Genomic DNA, 13,952 nt, shown 5'->3' on the forward strand with positions numbered 1-13,952 from the left:
TCCTGCGCCCGGGTTGCCTCGTACGAAGAGCGAGAAGAACTCGGTACACACGCCCTTCCCCCACCCACACGCTGCGGAACGCGCGCATGAGGAAACGTCTCGGCTCGAGGTGCTGGGGTGCCCGGGGGCGGGACGTAAAGGAGGAGCCCTCGGTCTGCCGGGAGGCAGAACGAGGGCGGGGGACAGTCCAGCCCCCGAGTACCCCAGCACCCCGAGCAAGCAAACGAAAGACCCAAGAGGGGTATTCCACAGTTGCCGCAGCCCCCCAACAACGACATAAACGGAGTGTCACAAACTCGTAGCACACTGCGCGGCTGGTCAAAAACCAACCCGTCATTTTCCGGAGAAGTACATGACAACGAAAAGATTCGCCGCCGTCGCCGCTGCCGGCTTCGCCGCACTGGCGCTCGCCGGCCCCGCCCAGGCCCAGGTCGAAGTGCAGTGGTGGCACTCGATGACCGGCGGACTGAACGAATGGGTCAACGACCTGGCCACGCAGTTCAACGCGAGCCAGAAGGACTACAAGGTCGTGCCGACCTTCAAGGGCAACTACGACGAGTCGATGACCGCCGCGGTCGCCGCCTTCCGCGCCGGCAACGCACCGCACATCCTGCAGGTGTTCGAGGTCGGTACCGCGACGATGATGTCGGCCAAGGGTGCCATCAAGCCGGTCGGCGAAGTGATGAAGCAGAGCGGCGTCGCCTTCGACCCGAAGGCCTACGTGCCGGCGGTGTCGGGCTACTACACCGCGCCGAACGGCGAGATGCTGTCGTTCCCGTTCAACAGCTCGACGACGATCTTCTACTACAACAAGGATGCCTTCAGGGCCGCCGGCCTCGACCCGAACAAGCCGCCGACCACCTGGCCCGAGGTGACGCTGGCCGCCGCGAAGCTGAAGGCCGCCGGCTCGAAGTGCCCGTACACCACCAGCTGGATGAGCTGGGTGCACCTGGAAAGCTTCTCGACCTGGCACAACACGCTGTTCGCGACGCAGAACAACGGCTTCGGCGGCCCGAGCGCCCGCCTCGCCTTCAACTCGCCGCTGCACCTGCGCCACTTCGAGAACCTGGCCAACATGTCCAAGCAGGGCCTGTTCGTCTACAAGGGCCGGGCGAGCGTCGCGGTGCCGTCGTTCGTGTCGGGCGAATGCGCGATGTTCACCGGCTCGTCCGGCTCGTACGCCGACGTCAGCAAGGGCGCGAAGTTCGCGTACGGCCTGGCCCCGCTGCCGTACTACCAGGACGTGCCCGGCGCGCCGCAGAACACCGCGATCGGCGGCGCCAGCCTGTGGGTGATGGCGGGCAAGAAGCCGGCCGAGTACAAGGGCGTCGCCGAGTTCTTCAAGTACCTGTCGAGTCCCGAAGTGCAGTCGGCCAGCCACAAGCGCACCGGCTACCTGCCGATCACGACCGCCGCCTACGAGCTGACCGACAAGTCGGGCTTCTACAAGGACAAGCCGGGCACCGACGTCGCGGTGACGCAGATGATCCGCAAGACCACCGACAAGTCGCGCGGCATCCGCCTCGGCAACTTCGTCCAGATCCGCACGATCATCGACGAGGAAACCGAGCAGATCTGGTCGGGCAAGAAGGACGCGAAGACGGCACTCGATGACGCGGTGAAGCGCGGCAACGAGCAGCTCGAACGCTTCGAGAAGCAGAACAAGGCACAGCTTTGACCCACCCCCGGAGGCGCTGACGCGCCTCCCCCTCAAGGGGGGCGCCCCCCAGTGGCCCGGCAAAGCCGGTTCCACGGGGGCTGCTTGATCAAACACGTACCATCGCCGCCTCATGGAAAAACGTGTTCGCTTTGACTCGCAGGTCTTGCCGTGGATGCTGGTCGCACCGCAACTGGCAATCTGCGCCGTGTTCTTCTTCTGGCCGGCCGCCCAGGCGTTGCTGCAATCGATGCAGGTGCAGGACAGCTTCGGCCTGTCGACCGAATGGGTCGGCCTGGAGAACTTCAAGACGCTGTTCGGCGATTCGGCCTACCTCGAATCCTTCAAGGTCACCGCGGTGTTCTCGCTGCTGGTGGCGGTGCTGGGCATCGCGCTGTCGCTGATGCTGGCGATCTTCGCCGACCGGGTGGTGCGCGGCGCGCTGTTCTACAAGACGATGCTGATCGTGCCGTACGCGGTGGCGCCGGCGGTCACCGGCGTGCTGTGGGTCTTCATGTTCTCGCCGTCGATCGGCGTCGTCGCGTACGGGCTGGACCGCCTGTTCGGCTTCGAATGGAACCACCTGCTGAACAGCACCCACGCGATGACGCTGATCGTCACCGCCGCGGTGTGGAAGCAGATCTCGTACAACTTCCTGTTCTTCCTGGCCGGGCTGCAGTCGATCCCGAAATCGCTGATCGAGGCCGCCGCGATCGACGGGGCGCGGCCGTGGCGGCGCTTCTGGACCATCCAGTTCCCGCTGCTGTCGCCGACCACCTTCTTCCTGCTGGTGATCAACATGGTGTACGCGTTCTTCGACACCTTCGCGATCATCGACGCCACCACCCACGGCGGCCCCGGCCGCGACAGCGCGATCCTGGTCTACAAGGTCTACCAGGACGGCTTCAAGGGCGGCGACCTCGGCGGCTCGGCCGCGCAGTCGACGGTGCTGATGCTGATCGTCGTCACGCTGACGGTGCTGCAATTCCGCTACGTCGAGAAGAAGGTGAACTATTGATGGCCCGCCATGGTTGAAAGACGCCCCGCCCTCGGCATCCTCGCCCACGCCGTGATGCTCCTCGGCGTGCTGATCGTCGCGTTCCCGCTGTACATCGCGTTCATCGCGTCGACGCACACCTCGCAGGCCATCCTGCAGGTGCCGATGCCGCTGTCGCCCGGCGGGCACTTCTGGGAGAACTACGCCGCGGCGCTGAACGGCCACGGCGGCGGTGCCGGCTCGAACGCGCCGGTCGCCCGCATGATGTGGGTCAGCCTGGTCACCGCGCTGGTGATCACCTTCGGCAAGATCGCGATCTCGCTGTTGTCGGCCTTCGCGCTGGTGTACTTCCGCTTCCCGCTGCGCGGGTTGGTGTTCTGGGCCATCTTCGTCACGCTGATGCTGCCGGTCGAGGTGCGCATCAGCCCGACCTACAAGGTGGTGTCCGACCTCGGCCTGCTGAACACCTATGCCGGCCTGACAGTGCCGCTGATCGCGTCGGCCACCGCGACCTTCCTGTTCCGGCAGTTCTTCCTGACCGTGCCGGACGAGCTGGTCGAGGCCGCCCGCATCGACGGCGCCGGCCCGATGCGCTTCTTCAAGGACATCCTGCTGCCGCTGTCGAAGACCTCGATCGCGGCACTGTTCGTGATCCAGTTCATCTACGGCTGGAACCAGTACCTGTGGCCGCTGATCGCCACCACCGGCGAGCAGATGTACCCGGTGGTGGTGGGCATCCGCATGATGATCGCCGGCGGCGACTCCGGCAACGAATGGAACATCGTGATGGCCACCGCGATCATGGCGATGCTGCCGCCGGCGGCCGTCGTGATCCTGATGCAGCGCTGGTTCGTCAAGGGCCTCGTCGATACCGAGAAGTAAAAAATCATGGCAGCCATTTCCCTGAAGAACGTCGTCAAGCGCTACGGCATCGGCCCGAAGGCCAACCAGGTGATCCACGGCGTCAATGCCGAGATCGGCGACGGCGAGTTCATCGTGATCGTCGGCCCGTCTGGCTGCGGCAAGAGCACGCTGTTGCGCATGGTCGCCGGGCTCGAAGAGGTCTCCGGCGGCGAGATCTCGATCGGCGGACGCGTCGTCAACGACGTCGAGCCTTCGGAACGCGACATCGCGATGGTGTTCCAGAACTACGCCCTCTACCCGCACATGAGCGTGTTCGACAACATGGCCTACGGGCTGAAGATCGCGAAAGTGCCGGTCGCCGACATCAAGACCCGCGTCGACAAGGCGGCGAAGATCCTCGAACTCGGCACGCTGCTGCAGCGCAAGCCGCGCGAGCTGTCGGGCGGCCAGCGCCAGCGCGTCGCGATGGGCCGCGCGATCGTGCGCCAGCCGCAGGTCTTCCTGTTCGACGAGCCGCTGTCCAACCTCGACGCGAAGCTGCGCGGCCAGACCCGCCTCGAGATCCGCAAGCTGCACGCCGAGCTCGGCGTCACCTCGCTGTTCGTCACGCACGACCAGGTCGAGGCGATGACGCTCGCGCAACGCATGATCGTGATGAACGCCGGCCACATGGAGCAGATCGGCTCGCCGGAAGAGGTGTATGCCCGCCCGGCCACCACCTTCGTCGCGAGCTTCATCGGCTCGCCGCCGATGAACCTGCTGACCGGCCGCGCGCACGGGTCGCGCTTCGCGTTCGGCGGCGTCGACCTGCCGCTGCCGGTCGCGGCGCCGCGCGACGGCGAGCTGATCCTCGGCGTGCGCCCGGAGCACCTGGGCCATGCGAGCGTCGCGCACGACGGCGGCTGGCCGCTCGCGATCGAGATGGTCGAGATGCTCGGCGCCGAGCGCCTGGTGCACGGCCGCATCGCCGACCACGGCTTCACGCTGCGCATCGACGGCACGCTCGCGCCGCCGGCCCCCGGCAGCACGCTGCACCTGAAGCCGTCGGCCGAGCACCTGCACTGGTTCGACGCGGCGAACGGCAAGCGGGTCGTGGCATGAGCGGGTCGAGCGCCGGGCCGCTCCCAAGCCGACCCGCCCTCCCCTCGGAGGAGTGGCCGACGTACCCGTCGGACGAGGGGTTGTCATGACCACCTGGCCGTATCCCTTGTGGGTCGCGCACCGCGGCGCCGGGCTGCTGGCCCCCGAGAACACGCTGGCCGCATTCCGGGTCGGCGCCGGCCACGGCTACCGCGCCTTCGAATGCGACGTGAAGCTGAGCGCCGACGGCGTGCCCTTCCTGCTGCATGACGCGACGCTGCAGCGCACGACGCCGGAGCGCGGCCGTGCATCCGACCGCTCCTGGGACCAGCTGTCGCGCCTCGACGCCGGCGGCTGGCACAGCCGCGGCTTCGCCGGCGAGCCGATCCCGAGCTTCGAGGCGATCGCCCGCTACTGCCTGCGCAACGGCTTCGCGCTGAACATCGAGATCAAGCCGACGCCGGGCGACGAGGCGGAGACCGGCCGCGTCGTCGCGCGCGAAGCGGCCCGGCTGTGGGCCGGCGAGGCGCTGAAGCCGCTGCTCAGCTCGTTCAAGCCCGATGCGCTGGCCGCCGCACGCGACAGCGCGGCCGAGCTGCCGCGGGCACTGCTGCTCGACAGCCTGCGCGACGGCTGGTTCGACGAGGCGCAATCGCTCGGCTGCGTTGCCGTGGTCACGCACTACGGGCTGATCGATGCCGCGGTGCTGGCACGCGTGCACGGCGCCGGGCTGCGCGCGCTGGTGTACACGGTGAACGACCCGGCCGAGGCGCGCCGGCTGGTGGGCCTCGGGATCGACGGGATCATCACCGATGCGGTGAACCGCTTTTCACCGGGCGTCGCCGTTCACGATTGAGCGTGATCCCGGGTTGTCGCCCGGGCGACGGACAGGTGTAGCCCGGGTGGCAACCCGGGGACCGTCCGTCACTCGCCGGCCGGCCGCACGTCGGCCTCCGCGCCCACCCAGTCCTCGACGTTCTCCAGCTTCGGCAGCTCGCGCACATTGCGGATCACCGGATGCCGCCCCGCCACCGCGGCCACCAGCAGCACCGAGGTGCCGGCGAACGCCAGCGACGCGCGCAAGCCGACGTGCTCGCCCAGCCAGCCGCCGATGAGCGCCCCGGGACCGGCCGGGATCAGGATCAGCCAGCGCATCGTCGCCGTCATGCGCCCGAGCAGCGGCTCGGGCGTCACCGCCTGCCGCAGCCCGAGGAAGTTGATGAAGATCAGCACCGCGCCGGCCGAGAAGCACAGCAGCATCGCCGCGAACGCCGCGATGCCCCAGGAATTGGCCGGCGCCACCGCCAGCACCAGCCAGCCGACGCCGCAGATCACGAAGCCCAGCACCAGGCACGGCCCCGGCCCGTAGCGCCGGCTGATGCGGTTGCCGTACACGCTCGCCAGGATGGTGCCGCCGCCCATCCCCATGTAGCTCAGCCCGACCGCCTGCTCGCTGAGACCCAGCGTGCGCGTGGCAAACAGGATCTGCACCACCAGCGCCGCGTGGTGGCACATCTGCCACAGGCCGACCGCGGCCGCCAGCGCGATCAGCAGGCGCTGGCTGCGCACGAAGCGCACGCCGGCCTGCAGGTCGCGCCAGAAGTGCGCATCGGCGCGCGGCCGACGGTGCTCGACGACGCGGATGCCGCGCAGGATGCCGGCCGACAGCAGCAGCAGCACCGCATCGACCAGCAGCGCGAGCGGCGCGCCCACCAGCTTGATCAGCGCGCCGGCCAGCCCCGGCCCGGCCACTTCGGCACCGGAGGTGGCCAACGCGTTCTTCGCATGCGCCTCGACCAGCCGCTCGCGCGCCACCACCTGCGTCAGCACGATCTGCGCGGCGGTGCCGGCGGTGGTGTAGACGGTGCCGATCACGAACGCCACGATGTACATCCACGGCATCGTCAGCCAGCCCATCCACCAGGCGAAGGGCACGCTCGCGACGATCGCCGCGAGGCTCGATTCGCCGAGGATGTAGACCGGCAGCTTGCGCACCCGGTCGAGCCAGACGCCGGCCGGCAGCGAGAACAGCACGAACGGCAGCGTCTCCATCATCGTCAGCAGCCCCATCTGCGTGGGCGACGCATGCAGCAGCACCGCGGCGGTCAGCGGCAGCGCGAGCATCGTGACCTGGCCGCCGAACGAGCTGATCAGGATCGAGGTCCAGAGCCGGCGGTAGGTGGCGTCGTGCAGCAGGTCGCCCGGGCGCAGCGAGAGCCGCGCCCGCCAGCGCCGGCGCCAGGCGGCCCAGCGGCCGGATCCCTCGGGCCAGCGCATCATCGTTTTCCTCCGTATTTCGTGCGGCATTGTTCTCAACGCAAGCCGCACAGTGTGCCGTGGTTCGATACCATCCGCAGACGACGGCAGCACACGCCGCACACATCGGGCAGCACATCACGGAGGTGCACGACATGGAAGGCTTGCAGATCCTTCACCTGGAGGACGACACGCTCGATGCGGAGCTCGTCCACCGCGAGGTGGCGCGGCTCGACATCCAGCCCCGCTGGGTGACCGTCAGCTCGAGCGAGCAGTTCTACGACGCGATCGAGAACACCCGCTTCGACGCGATCCTCTCCGACAACCGCGTGCCCGGCATCGAGGGCCTGCAGGCGCTCGAAGTGGCCCGGCAGCGCCGGCCCGGCATGCCGTTCATCTTCGTCAGCGGCAACACCGACCCGCGCTGGGCCGAGCACTGCCTGGAGGCCGGCGCCACCGACTACGTCCCGAAGGACCAGCTGTTCCGCCTGCCGAGCGCGCTGCGCCGGCTGCACGACGCGCGCGAGGCCGAGCGGCTGGCCGCGCTGACACGCGGGCGCGCGCTGCTGGTCGACCTGGTGAAGGAGCTGTCGCTCGCGCGCAGCGTCGACGCGATCGTGCGCATCGTGCGGCGCGGCGCGCGCGAGCTGAACCAGGCCGACGGCGCGACCCTCGTGATGCGCGAAGGCGACTTCTGCCACTACGTCGACGAAGACGCGATCGGCCCGCTGTGGAAGGGCGGCCGCTTCCCGCTCGACGCCTGCATCAGCGGGTGGGCGATGCTGAACCGGCAGGCGGTGGCCATCGCCGACATCTACCAGGACCCGCGCATCCCGCACGACGCCTACCGGCCCACCTTCGTGAAGAGCCTGGTGATGGTGCCGATCCGGGCCGAAGCGCCGATCGGCGCGATCGGCAACTACTGGGCCGACCCGCACGATGCGACGCCCGACGAGGTGCAGCTGATCCAGGCGCTGGCCGACTGCTGCTCGCTGGCGTTCGAGAACGTCGCGGTCTACGAGAACCTGGAGCGCCGCGTGCAGCAGCGCACCGCCGAACTGCAGGAGGCCAACAGCGAGCTCGAGGCCTTCACCTACTCGGTGTCGCACGACCTGCGCGCGCCGCTGCGGGCGGTGCAGGGCTACGGCGAGATGCTGCTGGCCGACACGGTGCCGCCGCTGCAGGGCCAGCCGCTGCTGTTCGCGCAGAACATCCTGGCCGCGTCGCAGCGCATGAACACGCTGATCGAAGACCTGCTCGGGCTGTCGAAGGTGACGCGTGCGCAGGTGCGGGTGCAGTCGGTGCACATCGGCGCGATGGCCCGCGACATCCTGGCCACGCTGCAGACCGCGTGGCCGCAGCGCAGCGTGCGCGTCGAGCTCGACCCGAGCCTGGTGGCCGACGGCGACGCCGGGCTGCTGCGGCTAGCGCTCGAGAACCTGTTGTCGAACGCCTGGAAATTCACCAGCAAGCGCGACGACGCAACGATCTCGTTCGGCGTCGAGGCGCAGAAAGACGGCCGCCTCGTCTACTGCGTGCGCGACAACGGCGCCGGCTTCGACATGGCCTACGTGCAGCAGCTGTTCGAGCCGTTCCGCCGGCTGCACCGCGAATCGGACTTCCCCGGCACCGGCGTGGGCCTGGCGATCGTGCGGCGCGTGATCCAGAAGCACGGCGGCGAGATCTGGGTCGCGGCCGAGAAGGACAAGGGCGCCAGCTTCTTCTTCACGCTGCCGGCGCGCCGCGCGGCGCGCTGACGGTCGGCCGTCAGCGCAAGCGCTCCTTCAGCAGCGCGTGCAGCCGCTGGCGCAGTTCGGGTGTCATCTCGCCGAGCGAGCCGCGGCGGTTCGGCGGGATGTGCGCCGCCGCGTCGCGCTGCGCATCGAACACGTAGTGCTCGAAGATCGCGCTCCAGCCGCGGCGCTCTTCGGCCGGCAGCGATTTCAGGCACAGCAGCGCATGCAGCAGGCTGTCGAGCGCCGACGGCACCGGGTCGTTCGCCGCCAGCGCGCCGCGCCACCAATAGTTCACCAGCATGTTGAAGCCGGCGAGCGATTCGACCTGGTGCCACCACAGCGCCGGGATCAGGATCGCATCGCCCGGCGCCAGTTCGGCCACCTGCGCGGCGGCCATCGCGTCGCGGAATTTCGGGAAGCGCTCGACATCCGGTGCCGCGAAGTTCACCAGGCTGATCGGCGTGCCGGTCGGGGCGTGGTCGAGCGGGCCGATGTACAGGTTGCCGATCTGCTCCGGCGGGAACAGCGTGAAGCGGCGCCGGCCGGCCACCACGCAGGCGATGTTGCTCGATTCGTCGAAGTGCGCCGGCGTCGTGATCGCATTGCCGAGCCAGAGGCGCGGCACGATGCGCCCGCCGAGCAGCGGCAGCGGGTTCTCGTCGACGAAGCCGGGCAGGCAGTCGGGAATCGGCGAGCTCTGCACCGCCACCGCCGGCGGGTTCGGGAACGCCGAGTAGCGCAGCACCTGCTCCAGCACCATCGACAGCGGCAGCTGGTTGCGCATGAAGTTGAAGCCGCTCATGTCGGCGTTGTAGAACAGGCGCCCGTGCTGGTCGGGCGGCGTCATCACCGCCTGCACCTGGCTGCCGTTGTCGTGGTCGGCCAGGTACTGCGCGAGTGCCAGCGGCGAGGCCAGGCCGTGGCGCACCGCCGGCCAGTGCCTGACGAGCCCGCGCAGGATGGTCGGGCGGGCGCTCGCGAGCACCTCGCGGCGCAGCGTCTCGTCGTCGAGGCCTGAGACCTCAGGGATCGGTGTGGTGGTGATCGGCTGGGACGGCATGGTCCGGCGAGGATAGCCGACGCAATGCCTCGCCCAGCGTCGCGACGACCGGTGCCCAGTCGCCGCGCCGGACCTGCCGGAACAAGCGCAGCGCGCCCGGGTACCACGGCGAATCGTCGCGCTCGGCGAACCAGCGCCAGTCGGTCATCTGGTGCGGCAGCAGCACCCAGCAGGGCTTGCCGAGCGCGCCGGCGAGGTGGGCGACCGCGGTGTCGACGCAGACCACCAGGTCGAGCGCCTGCACGATCGCGGCGGTGTCGGCGAAGCTGCCGATCTCGCCGCCCAGGTGCAGCGCGACCGGCGCGCGCGTGGCCTCGCCTTCGCCGGCGCCCTTCTGCAGGCTGATGAACTGCACGCCGGGCAGCGTGGCGAGCGGCGCCAGCAGGTCGATCGACGGCAGCGAGCGCTCGTCGTCGTTCTCGAAGCCGGGGTTGCCTTTCCAGACCAGGCCGACACGCAGCGGGGCCGGCAGGCCGGAAGCCGGCAGCGGGGCCGGCAGGCCGGAAGCCGGCAGCGGGGCCCGCATCCGCGCCTGCCAGCGGGCGACCGCGGCCGGCTCGGCCCGCAGGTACGACGGCGCGGCAGGCAGTGTGTCGGGCCGGACGCCGAGGTGTCGCGGCACGCTGGTCGCGGAGGTCCAGCAGTCCCATCGCGCCGGGGCCAGCGGGCCGTCCGACGACAGCACCTCGTCGACGCCGTCCAGCGTCGACAGCAGCGCCCGCAGCGGCGGCGGGCACAGCAGCGTGACCTGGCGCGCGCCGGCCCGCTTCAGCGTGGTGGCGAAGCGGCTGAACTGGATCATGTCGCCGTAGCCGCCTTCGAGCCCGACCAGCACGGCGCGGCCGTCCAGCGGCTCGCCCTTCCAGCGCGGGCAGGCGGCGCGCGCCGACAGGTCGCACTGCCAGCCGCGCCGCGCGTAATGCGCCCAGCCTTCGTCCCAGCGGCCGTCGCGCAGGCACAGGTAGGCCAGGTTGACGTGCGCGCCGGCGTGGTCGGGGGCCAGCGCGAGGGCGCGCCGGCAGCAGGCTTCGGCATCGGCGTGGCGGCCCAGTTGGACGAGCAGCACGCCGAGGTTGGACCAGGCCGGCGCCGAGTCGGCATCGAGTTCGATCGCCCGCCACGACGCGGCCAGCGCCTCGTCGAAACGCTTCAGGCGCGCCAGCAGCGCGCCGTGGTTCAGGTGGACGGTCGGCAGCGACGGCCGCAGCGAGCGCGCGCGGCGGTAGTGGCCGTCGGCTTCGTCGAGCCGGCCGGCGGCCTCGGCCAGCCAGCCGAGGTTGGCGTGGGCTTCGCCGAGCGCGGGGGACTGATCGACCGCATCGCGGAAGCAGGCCTCGGCCTGCGCGAAGTCGCGCGCGGCGAGGTGGTGGTTGCCTTCGTGAAACAGCTGGGTTGCAGCGTCCTGCATGGACACCATTGGAGCGCGCGCAAGCGTCCGGCAAACGGCGGAATCGCAGGGCGAAGGCCGGCTTGTTCGATCCGGTCAGTAGTGCGGCGGCAACTCGTCGCGCAAGCTGCGGAACGGCGCGGCGTCCTGGCCCGCGGCCTGGCTGCGCATCAGCGCCACCTGCGCAGCCAGCTGCTCGATCTGCTGCTGTTGGCGGGCCACCAGCGCGTTCAGCGTGTCCAGCAGGTCCTCGGTGAAGCTGGCCTTGATTTCGAGGGCGGTAAGGCGGAGGTCGGGGTCGTCGGGGGAGTGCATGCGGCATTGGAACCCAATGCCGCATGCCGGCAAGTGACTGCGTAGCTCAAGTCTTGGCCACCGCGTCATCGGCAGGGGCCAGCAGGCCGGACAACTCCTGCGCGACCAGGCCCACCTGTCCCGCGAGCATTCCGTCCGCCTGCAACGCCTGCAGGTCCGCCAGCAGTACCTGGTTCAGCTTCGCCCGCTGCCCGGCCTGCAGGTGACCGGCGCTCGCATCGAGCGCGGCCCCCACCTGCTTCCGCCAGGGCCCCGCCTGCTGCTGCTCGGCCCGCGCCAGCAGCTGGCCGATGCGCAGGTGGGAGCGCTGCAACGCCGGCGTCCAGCCGGCCTGGGCCCCCCGGTCCGCGACCTGCGCCCAGGCGCGCAGGTGCCTCAGTGCTGCCGAGTCGGCCTTCGCGGGTGCAAGCGTCCGGCTGAACTGGAGCATGCGCCGGTAGACGCCGTCGCCGCCGGCCTTGGGCCCTCGCTTGGCGAACGCCTCGTCCAGCACCTCCATGGAGCGCTGGAACGCGGCACGGTCGACGGCGAGGCCACCGTCCTGCCGCGCATTGAACAGGCATGCGGCGATCGTTTCATCGTCCGCCAGCGCACCGATGCCGTCGATGTGCTTCGCCTTTTTTTCGGCAGCCTCGAAGAACGGCTTGAAGACGCGCGGTTGGATGGCCTCCGACGCACGCGCCGGCGGTGCTGCCAGCAGGCCGCGGATCACCTTCTCGACCGCGTCCACCGCGCCGGCATCGTCGCCTGCATGCAGCTTCGCCAGCACGCCCTGCTCGAGCGCATCGGCGTCGAGGATGCCAAGCCCCAGGCTCAGCAGCATCTTCATCGGGAAGCTGAGCGGCTCGCCGTCTCGGAAGCCATCGACGATCTCGCGGGCCATCATCTCCCATGCCAGCATTTCGTTTCCACCTGAGCCGTAGGTGGTCTCCTTGACCCTGCTGAAGCCCACATCGCCGTTCACGAGCTTGCCCTTGCCGCGCGTGACCTTGAAGCCGTTCATGAAGGTGTCGCACAGCGCGTCGAAGTCGCGGGTGGCCTTCACGGCCTCGCCGCTGCGCTCGCCCTCCTTCTGCGCATGCGCTTCCTTCTGCCGCAGGTGCTGGCGGTAGTACATCAAACCCTGGAACGCGACGAACCCGACCCCGATCAGCGCCGCCCCGGCCTTGCCCGCCACCGCCGCCGTGCCGGCCGCGATGCCCATGCCGAGTGCGGGCCCCAACGCCGCGAACGAGACCGCCCCGCCGCTGGCCCGCAGGAACCCGCTCAGCACGCGCGTGAGGGCGATGGTCATCTCGGTGTCGGCGATGTCTTTCTTGCGCGCGCAATACAGCATCGTCGTCAGCAGGATCTCGCGATGCCGGAGACTCTTCGCCGCCTCGTTCTCGAGTTTCTCCAACTGGTCGAAGCGCCAGCGGAAGTGCTCCTTCGTCGCGCTGGCCCACAGGTGCTCGTCAAAGCCCTGCGGCATGTCGTGGAACATGCCTGCCAGCACGGACATCGGACCGCCGGAGCCGGCCATCATCATGTCGCCCATGAAGTAGAACGCCGCGCGGCCGATCGCGGTGAGGCCGAGCGGGACCGCTCCCAGGACGTCGCGCGTCCAGCCTGTCTTCGCCTGCTTCACGTCGTATGCGTTGCGCACGGCGTTCAGCTCAGCCGTCCGCAGCGCCCCCTGCTGATCCGGTCCCTCGCTGTCCAGGTGTTCGCGGATGGCCGCGGCCATCACCATCCCCCCCTCGGGCCAGGCGGCGAGGGCCGACCAGAACTCGAGCGACTGCATGCCGAGCTGGGCGTCCGGGCGCTCGCCCTTCATCCGGCTGCGCACCACCGCCTCGGCCGCCGCGAAGTTGAGAAGCACCTTGCATTTCGCCTGCTCGGTTGCCGACATCTTGGCCAGCGTCACGCCATCGATGGTGGCCGAATGCCAGGCCAGCGGAACGATGGCTGCGACCTCGGCCGCGCCCTGAACCAAGTAGCCCGCCGCGGCGCCACCGGCAGCCAAGTTGCCCAGCACCTTGGTGGTCCCGAGGATGGTGGTCACACCGTAGTTGTTGCGATGCTTGCGGGTCGTCAACACGTCCGCCGGTGCTTGCAGGTTGAAGGCGGAAGTTGCGCCGATCTCGATCCGTGCCATCTTGCGACGCACACAGGCACCGATCTTCTTCGACCGGTCCTGGCGCTTGTCGATGTGCGACTTTTTCGAGGTCCGTGTCAGCGTGCCACCCGCCGGGCCGAAATCGACAAGCCCGGCTTCGGTCATCTTCCTCGCTTGGCGGGCGACCAGCGGCGCGATGCGGTCGAGGATCCGCGCCGACAGCATCACGTGCTGCTCCAGGCTGTCGACGTACGCGGACGGAACACCTTCGCCGACGATGCTTTCTGCGTAGTTCTGGAAGGCGACCTGATCCAGCGTGCCGAAACGCTTCACCGGGGCCGGTTCGGCGCCCGCCGCGTAGGACTGGATGAATTCGGCATAGCTCGGGGCCTGCAGCCCGGTGGCCGGGCCGGACGGGACGGACACCGGTGTCGAGGCGCCTCCCGGAAGCGGCCGCGCGGTCGTGCGAGGCCCGACCGGGCGCGGCGTTCCAGGTTGAAGG

Annotated in this window: 11 protein-coding genes; 6 read left to right on the plus strand and 5 right to left on the minus strand. The window is 69.5% G+C overall.

Features of this window, described 5'->3' with window-relative positions; all coding sequences use genetic code 11:
* Positions 1-352: 352 nt before the first annotated feature.
* From ugpB to ugpQ, 5 genes are all read left to right on the plus strand, one after another.
* Positions 353-1,678 (plus strand): sn-glycerol-3-phosphate ABC transporter substrate-binding protein UgpB, encoded by a 1,326-nt coding sequence (gene ugpB / locus FHT26_RS17485; RefSeq protein WP_168561374.1) that lies wholly within the window; start codon positions 353-355, stop codon positions 1,676-1,678.
* Between the two features lie 112 nt (positions 1,679-1,790).
* Positions 1,791-2,675, plus strand: a complete 885-nt coding sequence (ugpA, locus tag FHT26_RS17490) for a sn-glycerol-3-phosphate ABC transporter permease UgpA (protein ID WP_168561375.1) — start codon at positions 1,791-1,793, stop codon at positions 2,673-2,675.
* Between the two features lie 9 nt (positions 2,676-2,684).
* A complete protein-coding gene (gene ugpE / locus FHT26_RS17495) occupies positions 2,685-3,536 on the plus strand; it encodes a sn-glycerol-3-phosphate ABC transporter permease UgpE (RefSeq protein WP_168561376.1) in 852 nt (283 codons plus the stop codon).
* A gap of 6 nt (positions 3,537-3,542) precedes the next feature.
* Positions 3,543-4,619: a sn-glycerol-3-phosphate import ATP-binding protein UgpC gene (locus FHT26_RS17500; RefSeq protein WP_168561377.1), complete on the plus strand. Its 1,077-nt coding sequence runs from the start codon at positions 3,543-3,545 to the stop codon at positions 4,617-4,619.
* Positions 4,620-4,704: 85 nt separating this feature from the next.
* The gene (gene ugpQ / locus FHT26_RS17505) at positions 4,705-5,454 is read left to right on the plus strand and encodes a glycerophosphodiester phosphodiesterase (RefSeq protein WP_168561378.1); all 750 of its coding nucleotides are present in this window, start codon (positions 4,705-4,707) and stop codon (positions 5,452-5,454) included.
* A gap of 68 nt (positions 5,455-5,522) precedes the next feature.
* On the opposite strand, the gene FHT26_RS17510 is transcribed toward ugpQ, so the two are convergent.
* On the minus strand, positions 5,523-6,878 hold the full coding sequence (locus FHT26_RS17510) for an MFS transporter (RefSeq protein WP_246867944.1): 1,356 nt from the start codon (positions 6,876-6,878) through the stop codon (positions 5,523-5,525).
* A gap of 131 nt (positions 6,879-7,009) precedes the next feature.
* On the opposite strand from FHT26_RS17510, the gene FHT26_RS17515 reads away from it, so the two are divergent.
* Positions 7,010-8,611 carry a sensor histidine kinase gene (locus FHT26_RS17515; protein WP_168561379.1) on the plus strand — a complete coding sequence of 534 codons (1,602 nt, stop codon included), beginning with the start codon at positions 7,010-7,012 and terminating at the stop codon, positions 8,609-8,611.
* 10 nt (positions 8,612-8,621) lie between these two features.
* Here the strand turns inward: FHT26_RS17515 and FHT26_RS17520 are convergent, their stop codons facing one another.
* The 4 genes from FHT26_RS17520 to FHT26_RS17535 all read right to left on the minus strand — a co-directional run bounded on the left by FHT26_RS17520 (position 8,622) and on the right by FHT26_RS17535 (position 13,876).
* Positions 8,622-9,650 (minus strand): cupin-like domain-containing protein, encoded by a 1,029-nt coding sequence (locus FHT26_RS17520; protein WP_168561380.1) that lies wholly within the window; start codon positions 9,648-9,650, stop codon positions 8,622-8,624.
* Positions 9,613-11,058: a tetratricopeptide repeat protein gene (locus FHT26_RS17525; protein ID WP_210427448.1), complete on the minus strand. Its 1,446-nt coding sequence runs from the start codon at positions 11,056-11,058 to the stop codon at positions 9,613-9,615. Before FHT26_RS17525 ends, FHT26_RS17520 begins: the two co-directional genes overlap by 38 nt.
* 75 nt (positions 11,059-11,133) lie before the next feature.
* A complete protein-coding gene (locus FHT26_RS17530; protein WP_168561382.1) occupies positions 11,134-11,352 on the minus strand; it encodes a SlyX family protein in 219 nt (72 codons plus the stop codon).
* Between the two features lie 46 nt (positions 11,353-11,398).
* Positions 11,399-13,876 carry a hypothetical protein gene (locus FHT26_RS17535; protein WP_168561383.1) on the minus strand — a complete coding sequence of 826 codons (2,478 nt, stop codon included), beginning with the start codon at positions 13,874-13,876 and terminating at the stop codon, positions 11,399-11,401.
* Between the last annotated feature and the right edge of the window lie 76 nt (positions 13,877-13,952).

This window comes from Rhizobacter sp. SG703 (assembly GCF_012275445.1).
Taxonomy (GTDB): domain Bacteria; phylum Pseudomonadota; class Gammaproteobacteria; order Burkholderiales; family Burkholderiaceae_C; genus Rhizobacter.